Source organism: Streptomyces sp. NPDC047000, from assembly GCF_040644295.1.
Classification (GTDB): Bacteria; Actinomycetota; Actinomycetes; order Streptomycetales; family Streptomycetaceae; genus Streptomyces.
The window spans coordinates 344,341-362,240 of record NZ_JBEYWE010000005.1 but is presented as its reverse complement, the minus strand read 5'-3'; the positions used below and the strand labels follow the sequence as shown (position 1 = coordinate 362,240).

Below are 17,900 nucleotides of genomic sequence, written 5' to 3'. Positions count from 1 at the left end.
TGCGTTCGTGATCGGACAACTCGAGCAGCAACGGCTTCGGACCCGGCATCACCCCACCCTACAACCGCCCGCAAACTTCCGACTCAGGACACTAGGGGACTCCTGGGCCTCGTCGCAAGGCACTCGGGCTTCGATGCGCTCCAATCGGGGACGCGATACCGGGCCCGAGCGCAGACTTCGCTCCTCGCTACATCGCGAGGGGCTGCGCTTCAGGGTGTCCGCCAGACCGGTACCGACGCTCCGCCGAACCGCGGACGTGCTCTTCACCAAGTACAAGGTGGCGGTGTTCGTGGACGGTTGTTACTGGCACGGGTGCGCTACCCACGGGTCGATCCCGGCGACGAATCGAGACTTCTGGGTTGCCAAGATCGAGGGCAATAAGAGTCGTGACAAGGAGACGGACGAACTCCTGGTAGAGCGCGGTTGGTTCGTGGTCCGCGTCTGGGAGCACACACCGGTTGAGCACGCCGTGGCCCTCGTGAGACTCGGACTGGAGGAGTCGCAGGCAGGCCGGGCGGCCCGTGCACTCAGAGCGGACGTCCGTTGAGTAGGTCGTGCATGGCGTCGGCCTCCCCTCGCAGCACGATCCGACCGCCTCCGTTGCTGTAGGCGGGAAGTCGGTCGCCGGGGGCGGGTCCGGCCTCCACGAGGATTCCCATCGGGAGTTCCACGGAGCCTTCTTCATATATGATGACCTGGGCTACTTCTCGAATCATTCTGTCAGGATCGCGCGCCACCGAGGCGCACCTGCCCGTGGTGGGCGGTAGGACGTGGGCGGGTGACCACTTCGCGCTGACCGCCGAAGGCGGCCGTTCTGCGGCCAACGAACCCTTTCGGGCCGCAGAACGATCAATTCGAGAGTCGTCAGCCGGGGCGCCGAACCTCCGTGAGAACGTCGTCCAGGAACCCCTTCACATCGCTTCCGCCGAGGACCAGCTGCCGATCCAGCAGGCGGTTTCCGGTTTCGCAAGAGGTCTCGCTCACCAGGGAGCAACCATGACAAGCTGAGAGGTTCAGATGCGAGGCTCCCTGATTATCACTCTCGATGCAGACCGGATCGTTGGAACAGAAATCGGCGTCGTCCAGAGCTGATACCAGTAGTGGGATCAACTTGTCAGGTGACCCGAGCCTGACAAGCCCCCCGAGGGTCCCCTGCGCGTCCCCTGCGGCGGTGTAGATCAGGATCCCTGCGGTCCTGTCTGTACGGTCCGAGTTCGCGTAGATCCGCTCCTGCAGTGCGGCGGAGGCATAACCGCTTGCGAATGCCAATCTGCGGATGAGTAGATGCGCCAAGGTGTGCAGAGCGACGTACCTGGGCTCGGGAACGTCAAGGCGGCTGGCCCACGAAGACTGGCCCCTACGCTTCTTGAGGATGCCAGCGCGCGCTTGTACCTCCGGCTGCGCCTCCCATGCGGCAAGTCTCTGTTCGTGGAACTGCAGGAAGATTCCTTCGCCGAACAGCTCGATCGCCGGGTATGTGGGGCGACGCCACTGGTCCGGACCTAGATCGGCTTTGATGAAAGCCGCCTCTGCATCATGGCGCCGGAATCCGCAGAGCGCACGGACCTCACGGACCCGACGCACCTGGCCGATACCGCTGATCTTGCCGAGCAGACTCTCCGGTCCCTTGATGCCCTCGAGACTTCGTCCATCGACGACGAAGTTGCTTCCCGTACGATCGCGTCCGCCATCGAGCTTCTTCAGGAACGCTGCCCACTCACCGTCCTTGAGGTCGAGCAGCATCTCGTCGGCGGTGGTTTCCTCTCCTGCCGCTACGGCGAGGACGGTCTCCGGCGTCACCCCGAGCTCATTCGCAATCCATCCCGCCACCATCTCGGCTTGCGGTCCACCGTTGTCCGTCACAACCTTCTCGAAGTACAGGTGACCCCGGATCTTGTCCGCTGTTTCCACAGACTGCGGACGTTCTTCGGGTATGTCGAGAGCCGAGATCCTCTCGGCCATGTAGTTGCCCGTAGCACCGCGCTGTACGGCGACCAGTTGGTGCGGGCAAGGCTTCTTAACTGAGCCTTCCGGTTCCCAGGGCTGCCGTCCTACGCAACGGATCCCGTCCCGCTGCAGCGTCCCCTTGGTCACTAGCTCCGCGAAGGTGCGCGAGTTCCCGCACCCATGGCATGTCACCATCAGTGACGCGAGGCCCTCACCACGGCTGGCGAGCTTCTTGAACCTGAGCGACTTGTAATCACGACAGAAGCGGACTGCTTCGTTCAGACTCGCCTCACGCCCGCGATGCACCCACTGGAACCAGTTGATGTCCTGGGCGTGGCTGCCCATTTCGCAGACGGCGATGTATCGCATCGGCACCAGCAGGCCACCGCACTCGCAGGTGTTGCTCCACTTGCCCTTCTTCTTCCCGGTCAGCTTCGAGATCTTGTCGCAGCGCTCGCAGAACCGCCATGCGGGGAAGCGCCAGTACGGTAGTGCGGGGGTGTCCCTGCCAGCACGGCTTGCGTGCGTCGGCGGTTGCCTCAGGATCCCGGCCCCGAGGCGGGCCATCAGACGCTCACAGCTGATCTCCGGCGCGATTTTCTTGTCCCACCAGGACGTGTCGGGCGCTATGAGGGATTCACCTCGGACGTCAACGATCGCTCCCACACCGAACGGTGAGATCGTCTCGGAGAGGCGCAGGTCATGCCTGATCTTCTCCACGGTGCACCTCCTCCTGCGGCTCCTGGACCTCCACTGCGACGTTGGGCTCCACGGACCTCATCGAGTCTCCGACGAGCCACCCTTCGCCGGACTGACCGAACTTCTTCAGCAAAGCCGCCCGATCCTTCTTAGACCGCTGGTAGTAGAGGTGGTCACCCGACTCGCGTGCCTGTGCTGCTCGATGGTCCCATTCCCTCAGCAGGCTCAACACAGCGTCACTCGTCTCCTCCGCTTCCAGGGGGTCGGCACGTGTCACATACACGAGGAACTGCTCGACAAGGCGTTCGACTCCGTCCCTGAGCCTGTCGTCCCCGAGGTCGAACCTGCCTGCCGTGTCGTTCTCGGCGAGCGGGACGAACGATTGCCTTAGCAACGCAACGAGTGCGCCAGCCAGGGATCGGTCACGTGAAGCCAAGGACCATGGCGTCACGCTCGTGGGTTCCACGCTGCGGTAGAGCGCTTCGTGGTAGCTGCGGAAAGTCTCGAAGTGCGACCGGTCACGGGCCCTGCTGGACCTGAAGAGCGTGACGACGACGCCCTTCGTGTCTCCACGTCCGACACGGCTGGTGGCCTGGATGTACTCGGCCGTGGTCTTCGGCTGACCCACCATGAGCATCAGGGCGAGCCTGGGGATGTCAATGCCGACGGAGAGCATGTTCGACGAGAGGACCACGTCGACGGCGTCCGGCGACTCGTCGGCACTGATTCGGAGCGCGCGTAGATCGTTCGGCAGCTCCTCGGCACTACGGCGGCTCGTCAGTTCCAGGACCTTCTCCGCCGCGACTTGACGCAGCGGGAGACCAAGCCGCTCGGCGCGGGGCTCCAGACGACCGTTGACGTCATCGACCACCAGAGGTCCGGTCCGTCCGAGCTCACGAAGACTGTTGTGATACATGACCAGTGTCCAGTACGCATCTCGCGATGCGGCGGGTGGAGCGTGGACCGCGAGTGTCTCCGGGATCTCCACCATCGGAGCGACCGCCGAGATGACGGCCGAAGGCTGCGAGACCGACTGCGGCATCAGACCGACGTAGAGTCGTCCTTCTCCACTCTCCACCGGCCGGGAGAAGAAGGTGCGGTCGTCATCGAGTCCTGATGGTGGGTAGAGGGCGACGTCTCGCCCGTACAGTCCCTGTACCTGCTCCTCCGAAGCACGGATCGTTGCCGTCGACGCAATGATCTTGGGAGTGGCGCCGGACCGGCTCAGCAAGATCTGAATGACTGCGTCGAAGACGGCGACGGTGGTCCCGAGCGGCCCCGAAAGCAGGTGCAGCTCATCCTGGATGACCATGGCCGGCTGCTTGAACGTGGTTCCGATACCAAGCAGTTTGCTGGCCGTGGGCTGGAACTGAATACGTGCGAACTTGTCGACCGTGGCGAGCAGGATCGTAGGAGGTTCCTCGTAGATGACATCGTCTACGACTACGAGCGGAAGTTCGTCGTTGAACGCGCATGACTCGTCGACGCAATGAAGCACCACATCGTTTCCCACCAGCCGCATGCCGTAGTCCTGCGGCTTGCCCTTGACCTTCGGCACCAACGGTGTCAGGCACCACGGACAGCTCTCGACTTGGAACTGGTTCGCTTCCTCCGGGCGTGCGGCCTTCTGAAGACGGTCGAGTGCATCCCGCGCCTCTTTTCGTGTTCCGGGAGTTACTTCATTTCCCACCCAGAGACCGATCGTGAACGGCGCCATCCCCTTCGCACGTTTGTCCGTGCCCCGTAGTTTCTCCATCGCGCAAATCAGCACTGCAGCGCGCTGGAACTGCTGAGAGGTCAGGAGCCGCAAGGTGTAGCGGGTGATAACGGCGGTTCCCCCACCGGTCACCCCATGAGCAAGCCGCCGGCGGAAGATCTCAATCGCGGCGAGGCCGAGGTATGCCTCGGTCTTGCCGCCACCGGTCGGAAACCAGATGAGGTCGACGAGATCTCTGTCCTTATGTGTCGGATTAACAGTGGATGCCAACGAGACCAGCAAAAAACCGAGTTGGAACGGGCGCCACTGTGGCTCCGGCACCGGATCTTCTGAAATTCCTCGGTTGGTCGATGTCTGCTGCATCTGGAGACGCATGGCGGTCATTCCGAGTGAAAAGGCCGTTCTGAGGACCTGCTGTTCTGGGGTCCGAAGAAGATCCACGCCCTCCCGCATCCTGTCGACTGCGATCTGAGAACGCTCCGCGATCCGGATCGCCACATCCTTATCGCTGCCGAATACTTCGGCTCGTTCCATCTGTTTGGAAGCCCAGCCAGCGAAAGCATCGACGAAGGCGTCCAGTGACCGGAGAACCACATCAGGATCCGTGTCGATCTGCTGGAGGTGCTTCAGTTCCATGGACTTGGCCTCGGCCGTCCCCGGGTCGAACCCCGTGGTTTCGACGGCAGGTACGACGAAGGCCGGTACCGGATCAAGGAAGACCTTGGTGCAGCGGCCCCCCGAGAAATTCCAGTCAGCAGCCATGCCGTGACCGACCGCGTAGACCTTCCGGTTGCGGTATCGCAGACGCAGTTCCGCGGCTTCGAGGTCGGTGTCGAAAGAGCGTGTCGTGTCGTATTCCAGGAACCGGTCGCCTGCGGAAGGAATGACGGCCAATCGGACCTGGAACAATATCCGAGCGATGTCCAGTTTGTCAGCCCCGGTGGATTCGGTGAGGACCCGGACGTACACCGTGACCAAGGAGTCGCTCTTGACGTTGCGCCAACGAGCCCCGACTTCGACGGAGACGGCGCCCACGGTCAGAACGACGGGCCCTTCTCCCTGACGAAGAACGAGATTGTCGGTGGAGAAGGGGGTACGACGCCACCTCGGCGGTCCGTCCCCGCCGGTGGAGGCGTACGTGCCGCACGAAAAGTCGACGTATACGGAGTCCCCGTCGGTCACGAAGGAGATGGCGACCGACGATGGCCGCCAGTCTTCGGCCAGGGGGACCCCGGCGCCGTCCTCCTCGACATCACTGTCGGGGACGTCGGCGGAGACCTCTTCATCTGCGTTTTCGCCACTGGCAGTCTCATGAGTTTTAGCCTGGGCCGGGAAGAGCATGCTGACGGCGTACTGTCGGTGCGGGAAGTTCGTTGTGACCTCCTCGTCTCCCTCCTCAGGGCCGGCGTAAGACGTGCGGAGGTGTTTGAGCGCCTTCTCCTGGGCTGCCGTGAGATTCACTTGCCAACCTGCTTTCGAAGAAGGTCTTGGAGCCGCTTCTTGTCTTCCTTGGAGGCGACCACATGGAGCGTCACACGGGCCCTGGTGACAGCCACGTAGAACGCGGCGAGTCCTCGATCGTCGTATACCTGCGGTAGTTCGCAGACGATGACGTGCTCCGCTTCCAGCCCCTTGGCGAACCGCGGGTTGGTTACGAGGAACCCGGTTTTACTCCTTCGTGGATCGGCATCCGCTGAGATGCTGATGATCCAAATGTCGTCGCGACGGGCCCCGTTCGCGACGAGGTCACGCCCTACGGCTTCGGCCGCTGCGACGTCGGCCCTGTCCTCGGACCACCGCCACTGCACTCGGTCGCCGTGAACGATGCCCGGATCACCGATGTCGGCGCCAAGGTACTCCTGCACAACGTGGACGATCGCCCGGGTGTTGCGAACATTCCGGTCGAGGTCGTACTGAAGCGCCTCTTGCTGTACCAACTCACACACGTCCGGGTCGAACTCGCCGTCCACGCGCGCCTGGTTATTGGGGTCGAGGAACATCCTCCATCGACCGTCTGCGCGACCTCCGCGGATCACGGCGTCCAGCGTGTCCATGCCCTCCGCGTTCATGAGGTCCTGTGCCTCGTCGACGAAGACGACGTCGTAGTGCTTGTCATCGGACAACTCCGAGAACGGAAGGAGATCGATGCCTCTTCCCACGATCCGCGGGCTGAAGAATTGGGCCAAAGCAGGCGAGTGAAAGGTGATGAGTACCGACTTACCCTCGCTTGCCTCCTGCTTCGCGCCTTCCGCCAGTACCAGGGATTTCCCGGTACCCGCTCCGCCGAAGACGAGCATCCTCGGATTACGTGAGAGTGCGGCCAGAACCCGGGCCTGACCCTCGGTCGCTCGGTTTTGCTCCTCGATTACGGCACCGCGCTGCGCATCGATGACGGGCATGCGTGTGAACTCACCGAACAGGCGGGCCCGCAGATTCTCCGGCCTTGCAATCTTCACCCCGAAGGGGGCGGTTCTGGCCTCGCCAGCAACCCTTTTCAGGGCTTTCGTCATCGTGGCGATGCTCATCTGGTCCTTGGCCCACCAGTGACTGCCCCTCCACTCGACGGCGGGGGGAGGAGCGTCGATGTCGGGCGTGACGACGACGGCTTCGGTGGCAAACCAGCCGACACCCTCCTCGTGCAGGATGTCCCTCAACGCATACATCGCCGACTGGGCCTGGTCCATCGGGGACTCCCGCAACTTCTTCCAGTCACCGTGGCGGTCGATGGAGTACCAGATACCGTCGTACTTCCTGACGCCCCCGCCCTTGACCTCTATGACGATCACGACGCCGTCCCAAAGTACGACGAAGTCTGCCTCCCCCTGCTGTTTGACCGCGTGACTCCGCAGCTTGACCGAATGGAAGGCGACCGCATCGCTTGGGCCGTCGACGGACCGTAGCAACCGCGCGACCCGACGTTCGGCGTTGCTTGTGGTCGTCGCCTCGACGTCGACCAGGTCCGGGATAAGGATCATGCTCCCTGCTCCAGCCAAAACTCCTCGTACGCGCGGTATCCGAGGAAGTCGTTGACTGCGCCGAAATTGTCGGCGACGTCCACGATGAGACACTCCCCACTGCCACCGTTCTCCGGGCCCCGCAGCCCGCGCCCCGCCATCTGGATGTAAGCGCTGGGGCTGAACGTCGGCCTCGCGATGTACAAGGCCCGGACCCCAGGCGCGTCGAAGCCCTGGATCAGTAGGTCGCAGTTGGCCAGAACATGGATCTCGCCCGCCTTGAACCTCTCAATGACGTCGCGGCGCTGCTGTCGTCCGGTCTGACCGCTGACCGCTTCGGCTTCGACCTGTCGACAACGAAGCGTCGCGGCGAGGACCTGGGCGGAAAGGATGTTCGGCGTGAACACGAGGATGGGCCACTCGGGATCCTGGCTCAGGATGTGGTTCACAAGGACCTTCATCCGTGCTTGGTCGCTGCCGATGCGGTCGAGTACCTGGGGCTCCAGCTTGCGCTTGGACTGAACCTGTGCGAGTTCACCCGGCTGCAGTTCGACGTCGATGCCCGGCAGGACCTCGTGCTTGACTCGAGCTAGGACGCCGATCCGGGCCAGTTCCTCATAGGCGCTGCTGCCTTCGAAGGCTCTGATGATGCGTTTGCCGAAACGCGCTGCCAGGTCCCGATTCTGCTCGTCGTCGTTGGCCTTTCCCTTGAAGGGCGTAGCCGAGAGACCCACCAGTGGCCGCTCCCAGTTTCGGCCGTCGACACCGAGCCACCGTAGGATCCGTGTGTAGCGCGTCGACCCGCCAGCACGGTGTGCCTCGTCGATGAAGACGGCGGAGGCGCCACTGAGCCAATCGTACGCAGGCGCGTTGATCACGCTGTCGTCGAGCTTGGCGTCGGTGGCCACAACCACGCTGCACTCTGTGTCGGGCTCATGCACGGTGTTGTTCTCCCAAAGCCGGCCGATCGTCAAGGGACGTTCGTCACCGAGCCCCCGCCAGACGGTGCTGAACGTCTGCACAGCCTGTTCACAGAGTTCAGCCGACTGAGTGATCCAGAGCACCGTTCCACTCATGCGGCCCTCGATGAAGAGCCGCAGCATGGTCTCGGTGGCGACACGGGTCTTCCCGGCCCCCGTCGGGAGCTCGACCATGCCTTTGAGTGCTCGACCGTCTGCTTCCTGAAGCGTCAGGACATCCTGCAGCTGTCGACTGATTTGCTTCTGGAAGTTATGCAGAGGGTTGAGCTTCACAGCACCCGGCACGACCAACTCGTCGTCCTGTCGTTGATTCCGCTGCCCAGCGTACTTGGCCCCGAACCCCATCTTTCGCAGCCAAGCAATCGTAGGTGCTCCACCTGCCCACTTTGTCGGGACGTCCGGGTACCCCTCGTGCTGGAACTCATCTTTGAGGAGCTCGATCGCATCGCTGCCGTGGACGGTCAAAAAGAGTTCTGCGACTGATGTCGAGCCGTCCAACAGGCCCTGCTCTGCGAGCGCCTTCCAGAGCCCCTTGGGGAGCTTATCCTTCAGCGTGTCCTCACCGAAGAACACTTCGAGACGCTCTGCGTCACTGGGCGCCGAACGTGCAGCCTGGCGCTGTTCCTCCAAACGCTCATCAACACCGACCTGAAGGACATCACTCAGCTCGGCATTTGACAGTCCCAGTCGGAAAGCTTCGTTGAGTATCTCAAGAACACGTCGCTCGTCGAGGTCCGCACGAACCACAAGTGTAAGCCCGTCCAAATGCGAGACGAGTGACTCGTCGTCGACGCCGTCGTCGGTGGTCACACGCTTCGCGATGTGGACGGCCCTCGCCACGATCGCGTTCATGACCTTGTCCGCGACAAACGTCGAACGGAGTCCGGTGTACAGGTCGATGACCCGCTCTCCGTCCTGCTGGCCCTCGATCAACATGGAGAAGGAGAAACTGTCCTCGAACCGACGGCATCCGACCTCTTCGACCAGCGGCTCAACCTCGCCGCGATCTGCTCGCAGGTAGGGCTTCTGCTTGGACCGGAGGATCTTGAGTTCTTCGTCGGTGGTTGCCAAGTACACCGAGTCAGGTCGCCGAGCCTCGATGCCACGTCCCACCCGAGCCGGGATCTGCGCCGGATGCCCACCTGGAAACGCGTTCCTGGCGGCAGCGAGGATGAACGCCGTCAACACGCTGTCCTTGACCTGCGAGGGAATCAAGTCTGCACCCGTGAGTGCTTCGCTCAGCACGTTCGCGGGGACCTTGTCCAGTTCCTTCGGTAGCGCCAAGGCGTCTGCGACAGGACGTGGTCCGCGGAAGAGAGGCAGGAAGCCCTCGAACTCGACGAGTGACGCAGACACGACCCGTCCCGGAGCACGGTAGCCGCGGGTCGAGTTCAGCAACCCGGCTTGCTCCGCCGACCACCGAGCAGGAGAAGGGACACGGTGGGTCTGCCCCGTGTCGATATCCTCACAGGTCCAGTACTCTCCCTGGTCCAATCGGAGTAGCTCAAGCGTCCACTTCTCGCGGACTGGGTCATGAGCTTGCGCCTCCTTCAGCATGAAGAGGACTGAGAAGGGGCCGGGTCCTTCATTCCTGTCGAACTCGAGCCGTTCGACCGGGCGCTCTCCGGGGCCGAGGCTTCTGTTGAGTAGATCCGTCACATATTGCCTGTAGTCCTCGAAGTAGACCTCGTCCTCGACTGAGTACGCGGACTCCGGACCGTGTACGACTCCTGCTTCATGTGCGACTGCGGGAACGCATCTCTGGCGGTCCAACATTCGACCGGGAATGCAGTCACCGAGTCCGTCGATGTCAAGCACTTGTCGGGGAGTCGACCAGCCACCGTCTCGTGTCGGCACCTTGATTCGGCTGGCCGTATCGCGGGACACGACCTTCTGAGCCTGCGCAATGGGGACGTCAAGCGCGGCGTCCCAGAATCTCGTAAGCTCCTCGCCCCCTGACGTCGCAGACAGCTTGGCCATCGTGGCTTGCATGATCGCGAGCGGGTCCAATTCCCGGAACCCCTGCTCGCGGAGCTTCTTCTCGATGCCGGGGATCGCCAGGAAGTCGGGGTGAACGAAGTGTGCCCCCTCGATGTCCACGTCGACCACGCGCTTGAGGAAGACCTCATTATGGTCTGAGATGGCCCGCATTCCGCTGGTCGTCGGTATGACCTTTGCAGACTTGATGCCGTTGATTCTGGGATTCAGCACGACGAAGTCGAACGCCTTCGCGGCAGAGGCCATGCTGGCACCCTCCGCCCACTCGCGCAGCCACGTCAAGATCCCCCGATTGGGGATCGCCTCCAGCGCTCTCGCTTCGTCCTTGGGCCGTGGGTCCGCGAAAGTGGAGGACACGCTGTGGACGAAGAGCTGCCGCAGACGAGTCGCCCGCTGGCCGTTGGCGTAGCAGCGCCAGTGCGGTACGTCATCGCCGGTGTTGGGTGATTTGATCCACTCTTCATGGTTGTGCTCGGACACACCGCTGACCGCGAAGTCGAGAGGACGAAGCTCGTGCGGCGTCCGCATGGTGCCCGTCGCGTCGGGGATCAGCGCCTTCTTCGAAGCGATCTGCGGGATATGGGCGCAGAGGATCTCGTCGCCGAACGAGTGCGCCTCGCGGCCACGTGCTGGCATGTACTCCAAATGAACGGCCGGGTCGTCAACGGATGGGACTTTCTGCAGCATGCCGACGAACATGTTGGAGAGGGTTACGAGGATCTCTCGGTTGTAGGTGTTCTCGAGCAGAGTGGTGCGGTCGTCGTTCACGCTCCAGGGAGCGTTGAAGAGTGCGGACGCCGACGTTCTGTCCTGGAGCGGAAAGTACGACCAGAACCCGCCGAGCCTCAACCGGGCAAGGCGCTCAGGCACGGCGACTGTGACCTTCATCTGGCTACGCGACACAGCTTCACCGACCTCGGCCCGTGCCTCGGGGGTGGGGGCATGCATCCCGTTCTCGATGTACCACACGTCGTGGTCGCCATCGGGACGCTCGATCCGGAACCTGCCGTCGCCGAGGTCGCGCGACACATGGCTCGTTACGAAGTCCACGTCTTTTCCGATCACCCGGAGCCGGACCTCGCGCACCGCGTTGACGAAGAGGAGGAACTCGGAGCGGAATTCTTCGATCTCCCTCTTGAGCCTCTCCAGCTTTGCTGCTCGCGGCAGCTTGACGACCGTCACTGCCCACTTCGCCAGCTCGGCCAGGATGGGGTCCTTGTCGAACTCGACCTCGGCATCGACCCGCGTCAGGGTCCTCAGGATCGGGAGTCTCTTGGCCGCCGGGGCGATCGACGCGATCCTTTCCCTCGTCTTGGGGGAGTTGAACTCGAAGGAGACCGATCTGCTGAAGACCTGCGGGGCATCGGTGATCGCAAGCACCGACTTGAACCCGAGCCCGAACCGCCCAATCTCGTCGCCTCGCTTGCCGCTGAGGTGCGCGTGAGCGAGCGTGGTGAGGCCGTTTCGGGAGAAGGGGCGGCCCGCGTTGGCGCAATACAGAGTCTGGTGGTCGATGTCAAGGACGATCTCGACCCGGCCAGCTCCGTCCTGGTGTTCGACAGCCCCGGACATCGCGTCGGCTGCGTTTTGTACCAGTTCCAGGAGCGTGCGGTTCGAGTAGCCACCGACCCGGATGGACTCCTCGTGGTTGGCGTGCTCTGTAACCAGGTTTGGGTTTGCGTGATACGCATTGACCGCCTGCCCAAAGAGGTTGTCGACCTCGCGGACCAACCCCTCATCGGGTACCCAATCTGCACGCTTCATCGTCACGACTGCCCCCCTCGGCTGTCGTAAGTGCAGCGCGCCACTGCCAGACCTGCACCTACCTGGCTCCTTGCCCATGTTCATCGACAGTGCGTCACGTCATGCATCGTCGACCGGTCGCAGACTGTGGAAACAGCCACTGACAGATCGACTTCTTATCACCAGATCGGTTCTTCGAGACAGGAGATAGGAACCCATGACGAACATTCGCATTCTGCCAGGTACAGGCCTCTGGCCGCGATGCCGAACGGTCGGGTACCGTCACCTGATATGCAGCCAAGGTCTGCATCGAGGTGTGGTTCCCTGCGTCCCCTGCTGACGCCCCGCTGCGCGCAAGCCTGTCTCTCTTCGTCGGCTGTTGCGGCAGGACCATGCCGCAGCACTGCTCGGCACTGGCTGTGGCAGTGTGGCCAACAGCGACTACTACGACGTAGCAGGGGGTGGGCGTGGCGTGCGCGATTTCCTCCAACGTAGTGCTCTCGATTGCTGTGATCTGCCGCTCCAGTGCTCTGCCAGCAGCCGCTGACCATCGACGTGCCGCAACCTGCAGCAGCGGTCAGAACTACGTCACTCGGCTGTGGCCGTAGCCGTATAAAGCCCGGGTAGGAGAGCCGATGAGGCGTGGGTACGGCCATGCCCTAGTCACACCCCGTGGCAGCTGCCGTACGCCTTCTCCGACCCGCACCAGCACCCCGCCCCCCGTTCCGGTGGCCACGCCACCGCTCGGCCGCGGGCTGCCAGGGTGGTCGCGTACTGGGGCAGCAGGGAGCCGTCTGTCGGGGAGGTGCTCTCCGAGGCTGCGAAGGCCTCGTAGGAGGGGACCGTGCCGGTCACGATGCCCAGGTTGGCGGTGCCGGAGGCGGCGAGTTCGCGCAGGGAGGACTCTATGGTCGACAGGTGGGTGTCGTGGGAGGGGTACTCCTCGGACAGGGGCGGGTACGCCGTGAGGAGTTCGGTGAGTTCGGGGGCCGGCCAGTGCAGGACCGCCACCGGGAACGGGTGGGAGAGGGCCTCGCGGTAGGTGTCCAGTTCCGCGCGCAGGCGGCCCAGTTCCGCCTCCAGCTCGGCCGGGTCGTCCGAGCCCAGGGACCATACGCGCTTCGGGTCGTGCAGCTCGTCCAGGGACACCTGGGACGAGTGCAGGGTGTCCGCCAGCCCGTCCCACTCGTCGTGCGGCGCGCCCAGCATGCGGCGTACCCGGTGGCGGCCGAAGAGGAGCGGGCGGGTCGCGTACGGGGGTTCCGCCACGTCCGTCAGGAGGAGGTTCACCGCCGTCGTGAGCGTCTCCTGCGCCGCCTCCAACTCGTCGTGCGACTCCAGGGACTCGGCCACGATCACCCAGGCCGCCGGGTCGCGCGGGGCCGAGGCGCGGACTCCGTCGATGATCGCCCTCGCCTCGGCCTCGTGGCCGTACTCCCACAGGTTCGACGCCTTCAGCGCCCGCACCAGCGCCGGGTTCTCCAGCCCCGCGGCAAAGGACAGCAGGCGGTCGTAGAGCGCGGTCGCGGCCGGGCGGTCGCCGGACAGCTCCAGGTGGGCCGCGGCCTGGACGAGCAGGGCCTCGGCGTCCTCGGGATACAGGCCGGCGGACCGCTCGAGGCGTGCCGCTTCGGCGGTGTGGTCGACGTTCTCGGCAGGCGTGTCGGGGCGCATGGGGGACACCGTAACGTGGCGCGCTGACAGACGGGAGTCATCCCCGCGGGCCAGGCCGGGTCGGGCCTGGTCGGGACAGGCCGGCGGCGTTTGTCCGGTGTCCGTCCGGTGTGCGTCCGGCGCCTTCCGGGCGTTCGGTGCGGCCGGACGCCGTGCCCCGGCCCGCCCGCTACGCCGTGACCCCGTCCACCTGCAACGTCTGCACCGCGCCCGCCGCGAACGGCACGCTCAGCGTCTTGCCGCTCAGGTACGTGTCCGAGTGGGCCGTGTAGAGGTCGCCGCCGCCCGACGTGACCGTGTTCCAGCGGGGGACCAGGCCGCCCGTGCCACCGGTCACCGTGGTGAACCTCGAGAGGTCGAAGGTCAGGGTCTGGGCGGAGGTGGACGTGTTGGCGGCCACGATGACCAGGCGTCTGGCCGACTTGTCCAGGGCCGCGGCCGCGTAGCTCACGCCGGTGTCGAGGATCGTCATGCCGGGGCGGATGTGGCGGCTGAACTGCGCCATCACGTAGTACTTCGTCTGTACGGCGCCCGGCTGGAGCGTGCCCGCGTCGTACGCGATCATCGCCCAGCCCGACGACGGGTCCATCACCTGCCAGTACGTCCACGCCGTGGGGTGCAGCCAGCGGAAGTCGTAGAGCAGGTTGCTCGCGAGGGTGAGGCCGGTCGCGTCGCTGTCGCCCGTCTCCGAGTTCCACAGTGCCTTGCCGGACGTCGTCACCACGTCCGTGTAGAGGAGGTCGCGGCGGCCTCCCGAGCCCTGGTAGCCGTGCACGTTGACCCGGTTGACGTAGGACTTGGTGGTGGAGGAGAACGCGCTCCACGTGGTGCGGGCCAGGTCGTAGCTCGTCTCGTCCGACGCCGCGATCTTCGTCCCCGTCAGGCCGCGCGTGTCCAACTCGCTGCGGAGGTAGGGGAGTACGGCCGCCTGGACGGTCGCGTCGATGTGGCAGCCCTCCTGCGTGCCCGTCGCCGTCCACCAGCTGGAGCTGGGCTCGTTGAACGCCTCCACCGTCGCGAAGTTCACGCCCCAGTTCTGCTTCGCGTACAGCGCCACGGCCGCCAGGTGGGAGGCGTGCTGGCGGTAGTTCCAGGACTGGAGGTTGTTGCCGCCGTCCGCGGCGCCCGACGGGTTGTGGTTGGAACACATCCACCACATCGGGGAGTTGGCGAACAGTTCCGTCGTCGCGCCGCGCGCCGTGGCCTTCACCAGCATCGCGCGCTGCGTCGCGTCCGCCGTCCACTTCCACGCCGACGACGTCGGATCCTCGTTGTTCCAGTCCTGCCAGTAGCCCTCGATCTGCTTGAACGCCGGGATGTTGGCCGACGCCACCATGCTCTCGCCGTTCACGCTGTTCCAGCTGCACGCGCCCAGGTTGTAGCGGGCGATGTTCAGGCCGAGGCCCGGGAGCGTCCTGCCGCCGTACGCCACCGAGTTGGTGGTGAAGAAGATGTCGGCGAAGTCGGTACGGGTGCCGAAGACGTTCGCCCACCAGGCCAGGGAGGTGCCCCAGCCCTCCCAGGTGCCGTACGTCGTGGACGGGGTGACGGCGATCGTCGCGTCCGCGTACGCGGTGCCCGTCGCCAGGGGCGTCAGCGCGCTCCCGAGCAACGTGCCGCCCGCGGCGGTGAGCAGGGTTCTGCGTCGGATCATGGCTGTTCTGCCTCTCCGTGCGGCTCAAGTGACGGCTGTGGTGGCGGTGTCGGTCCCGCCGAGGTGTCCGTCCTTCGTTCCCCCGTCCGCGTGCTGTCAGGAAGCATCGGGTGTGGCGGGTGGGGTTGTCGAGAGGGATGACAGCGCTTTCTGCGCCATTCCTCCAATGGTTAGGAGAAGGGGCAGGTTATGGGCGGCTTCGGCAATCCGCTTGTGGGGGTGGTGAGTTGCGGGGGTGGCGCCTATCGTGCGGCGGCGGTGGCGGGTGGCCGGCTTCCGGGGCTGGGAGGTGCCGTATGCGGGTGCGCGTCGTGCAGCACAGGGACCGGCGGCGGGCCGCGCTGCGGCGGCGGGTGGTGTGGGGCGGCGGTGAACTGCTCGTCACGGCGGGTGTGTTGGTGCTGCTGCTCGTCGTGCATCAGCTGTGGTGGACCAACCGGGAAGCGCGTGCCGGGGCCGAGCGGAAGGTGCGGGCGCTGGAGCGGGAGTGGGGGAACGGGGCGTCCGGGGCGGGCTCCGGGAGCGGCGCGGGGCGTGGATCCGCCACGGCGGGAGCGGCGTCGGAGGGCGGATCAGGCGGAGCGGAAGGGGGGCGGCAGGGTGCCGGGGCCGGTGGGCGGAGGGCTTCGGGGGCCTCGCCCCGGGTGTCGCAGGCGTACGCCGTCGTCGTCATCCCCCGGCTGGGGCTGCGCGCCCCCGTCGCCGAGGGCACCGGCAAGCGGGACGTCCTCAACAAGGGCTACGTCGGTCACTACCGCGGCACCCAACAGCCTGGCCAGGCCGGTAACTTCGCCCTCGCCGGGCACCGCAACACCCACGGCGAGCCCTTCCGGTACCTCAACCGGCTCCGCGTGAGGGACGTCGTGCGGATCGAGACGGCGTCCGCGGTCTACACGTACACCGTCGGTGAGATCCTCCCGCGGACCTCCGCCCGCGACTTCGGCGTGCTGCGCCCCGTACCGCGCTCGGTGGTGAGACCGTCGTACGGCTACACGCGGCCCGGCCACTACCTCACCCTCACCACCTGCACCCCCGAGTACACCTCCCGCTACCGCCTGGTGGTGTGGGGGACCCTCACCTCGACACACCCGCGCTGACCGCGGTCCTGCCGAACGCGGCCACACCGAGCGCGGCCACCGCCGCCAGGACCGCCGACACGGTCATCGCGAGGTCCGCGCCGTGCACGAGACCGGACGCGCCGCCGCCCGGCGAGACCGCCGACGTCGCGAGGGCGATGGTCAGGGCGACGCCCGCGCACGAGCCGATGTAGCGGAACGTCTGCTGCGCGCCCGAGCCCATCGCCGCACGCTGCGCGGGCACGGACTCCACCGCCAGCAGCGGCAGCGCGGCGTTCAGCAGGCCGCTGCCGACGCCGCCGATGACCAGGCCGGGGAGCAGCCGGGTCCACGACCCGGCGTCGAGCGCGCCCAGCATGGTCAGGACGGCGATCGCGTGCAGCGCGAAGCCGATGACCAACTGCCGACGGGGCGGCACCCGGTGCGCGAACCGCTTCGCCTGCAACGCCACCGCGAACGACAGACCGGACCACAGCAGGAACAGCCACGCCGTGTTCATCGCGGACATGCCGAGGACCTGCTGGAGCAGCGCGGGCAGGAAGCTGAACAGGCCGATCACGGCGAGGCCCGTGAACAGGCCGCCCACGGACGAGGCCAGGAAGCGGGGGCTGCGGAAGAGGGCGAGGTCGATCATCGGGGTGGCGGTGCGGCGTTCCACGGCGGCGAACACCGCCAGCAGCACCAGCGTCGCGGCGAACAGCCCGCCGACCGGGGCGCGCAGCCAGCCGTCCCGGCCCAGGGTGAGGGCGGCGACCAGGGCGACCAGCGCCAGGCCGAAGGCGATCGCCCCGGCGAGGTCGGGACGGCCGGGTCGCGGTGCGCGCGACTCGGTGAGGGCGCGGGTGCCGAGGGCGGCGACGACCAGCGCGGCCGCGCCCAGGACGCCGTAGGCCGCCCGCCAGTCGGGCATGGCGCCGCCGATCAGCGGGCCCATCGCGATGCCGCCGCTGACGAACGCGCCCCACACACCGGTGGCGTGCAGCCGTCCGCGGGGCGTGGGGAAGGCGTGCACCAGCAGGCCCAGGCTGCTCGCGAGGATCGCCGCGCTCGCCGCGCCCTGCGCGACACGGGCCAGGGTGAACTGCCAGGTGGAGCCGGCGAACGCGCCGAGCACGGTGGTCAGACCGAGGGCGAGGGTGCCGGTGAGGAAGATCCGGCGGCGCCCGTAGTCGTCGGCGAGGCTGCCGGCCACCAGGAGCAGCGCGGCGAGGCCGAGCGGGGTGCCGTTGAGGAGCCAGGCCTGCGCGGAGAGGGGGGTGTGGAGGGCGGCGGCGGTGCGGGGGAGGGTGACCATCGGGGCGGTGTAGGTCATCAGGGTGATGGCGGTCGCGGCGCTGGTCAGGGTCAGGGTGGCGCGGGGGTGCGGAGGGGGCGGTTGGGCCGGTGGGGCGGTCGTGGGGGCCGAGGGTGCCGTGTCCACACTTATGGTTCGGTCATTGAACTCACTCATGTCCCGCA

Annotated in this window: 10 protein-coding genes; 2 read left to right on the top strand and 8 right to left on the bottom strand. The window is 65.7% G+C overall.

What is annotated here, in order from left to right:
• The first annotated feature begins 7 nt into the window (after positions 1–7).
• Positions 8–547, top strand: coding sequence for a very short patch repair endonuclease (locus ABZ862_RS12130; RefSeq protein WP_360956118.1), 540 nt, complete (start codon positions 8–10; stop codon positions 545–547).
• Here ABZ862_RS12130 and ABZ862_RS12125 read toward each other — a convergent pair.
• The 7 genes from ABZ862_RS12125 to ABZ862_RS12095 form a co-directional block, all read right to left on the bottom strand.
• Positions 528–716 carry a hypothetical protein gene (locus ABZ862_RS12125; protein WP_360956071.1) on the bottom strand — a complete coding sequence of 63 codons (189 nt, stop codon included), beginning with the start codon at positions 714–716 and terminating at the stop codon, positions 528–530. The two genes, ABZ862_RS12130 and ABZ862_RS12125, sit on opposite strands and share 20 nt — an antisense overlap.
• 148 nt (positions 717–864) lie before the next feature.
• Complete coding sequence (locus tag ABZ862_RS12120; RefSeq protein ID WP_360956069.1) at positions 865–2,667, bottom strand: DUF1998 domain-containing protein; 1,803 nt, start codon at positions 2,665–2,667, stop codon at positions 865–867.
• Positions 2,648–5,824: a helicase-related protein gene (locus ABZ862_RS12115; protein WP_360956067.1), complete on the bottom strand. Its 3,177-nt coding sequence runs from the start codon at positions 5,822–5,824 to the stop codon at positions 2,648–2,650. Before ABZ862_RS12115 ends, ABZ862_RS12120 begins: the two co-directional genes overlap by 20 nt.
• Complete coding sequence (locus ABZ862_RS12110; protein ID WP_360956065.1) at positions 5,821–7,338, bottom strand: NERD domain-containing protein/DEAD/DEAH box helicase; 1,518 nt, start codon at positions 7,336–7,338, stop codon at positions 5,821–5,823. Before ABZ862_RS12110 ends, ABZ862_RS12115 begins: the two co-directional genes overlap by 4 nt.
• Positions 7,335–12,059, bottom strand: coding sequence for a DEAD/DEAH box helicase family protein (locus ABZ862_RS12105; RefSeq protein ID WP_360956117.1), 4,725 nt, complete (start codon positions 12,057–12,059; stop codon positions 7,335–7,337). Before ABZ862_RS12105 ends, ABZ862_RS12110 begins: the two co-directional genes overlap by 4 nt.
• A 642-nt stretch (positions 12,060–12,701) precedes the next feature.
• On the bottom strand, positions 12,702–13,712 hold the full coding sequence (locus tag ABZ862_RS12100) for a hypothetical protein (protein ID WP_360956063.1): 1,011 nt from the start codon (positions 13,710–13,712) through the stop codon (positions 12,702–12,704).
• Positions 13,713–13,881: 169 nt separating this feature from the next.
• Positions 13,882–15,366, bottom strand: coding sequence for a beta-1,6-galactanase (locus tag ABZ862_RS12095; protein WP_360956061.1), 1,485 nt, complete (start codon positions 15,364–15,366; stop codon positions 13,882–13,884).
• A 296-nt stretch (positions 15,367–15,662) separates the two neighbouring features.
• On the opposite strand from ABZ862_RS12095, the gene ABZ862_RS12090 reads away from it, so the two are divergent.
• Positions 15,663–16,463: a class E sortase gene (locus ABZ862_RS12090; protein ID WP_360956059.1), complete on the top strand. Its 801-nt coding sequence runs from the start codon at positions 15,663–15,665 to the stop codon at positions 16,461–16,463.
• Here ABZ862_RS12090 and ABZ862_RS12085 read toward each other — a convergent pair.
• Positions 16,441–17,892, bottom strand: a complete 1,452-nt coding sequence (locus tag ABZ862_RS12085; RefSeq protein ID WP_360956057.1) for an MFS transporter — start codon at positions 17,890–17,892, stop codon at positions 16,441–16,443. The two genes, ABZ862_RS12090 and ABZ862_RS12085, sit on opposite strands and share 23 nt — an antisense overlap.
• Positions 17,893–17,900: the final 8 nt, after the last annotated feature.

Bases quoted from the DNA above. Each gene is read 5' to 3' on its own strand.
- ABZ862_RS12125 (WP_360956071.1), bottom strand. From the start codon at position 716: ATGATTCGAGAAGTAGCCCAGGTCATCATATATGAAGAAGGCTCCGTG.
- ABZ862_RS12110 (WP_360956065.1), bottom strand. From the start codon at position 7,338: ATGATCCTTATCCCGGACCTGGTCGACGTCGAGGCGACGACCACAAGC.
- ABZ862_RS12105 (WP_360956117.1), bottom strand. From the start codon at position 12,059: ATGAAGCGTGCAGATTGGGTACCCGATGAGGGGTTGGTCCGCGAGGTC.
- ABZ862_RS12100 (WP_360956063.1), bottom strand. From the start codon at position 13,712: ATGCGCCCCGACACGCCTGCCGAGAACGTCGACCACACCGCCGAAGCG.
- ABZ862_RS12095 (WP_360956061.1), bottom strand. From the start codon at position 15,366: ATGATCCGACGCAGAACCCTGCTCACCGCCGCGGGCGGCACGTTGCTC.
- ABZ862_RS12090 (WP_360956059.1), top strand. From the start codon at position 15,663: ATGCGGGTGCGCGTCGTGCAGCACAGGGACCGGCGGCGGGCCGCGCTG.
- ABZ862_RS12085 (WP_360956057.1), bottom strand. From the start codon at position 17,892: ATGAGTGAGTTCAATGACCGAACCATAAGTGTGGACACGGCACCCTCG.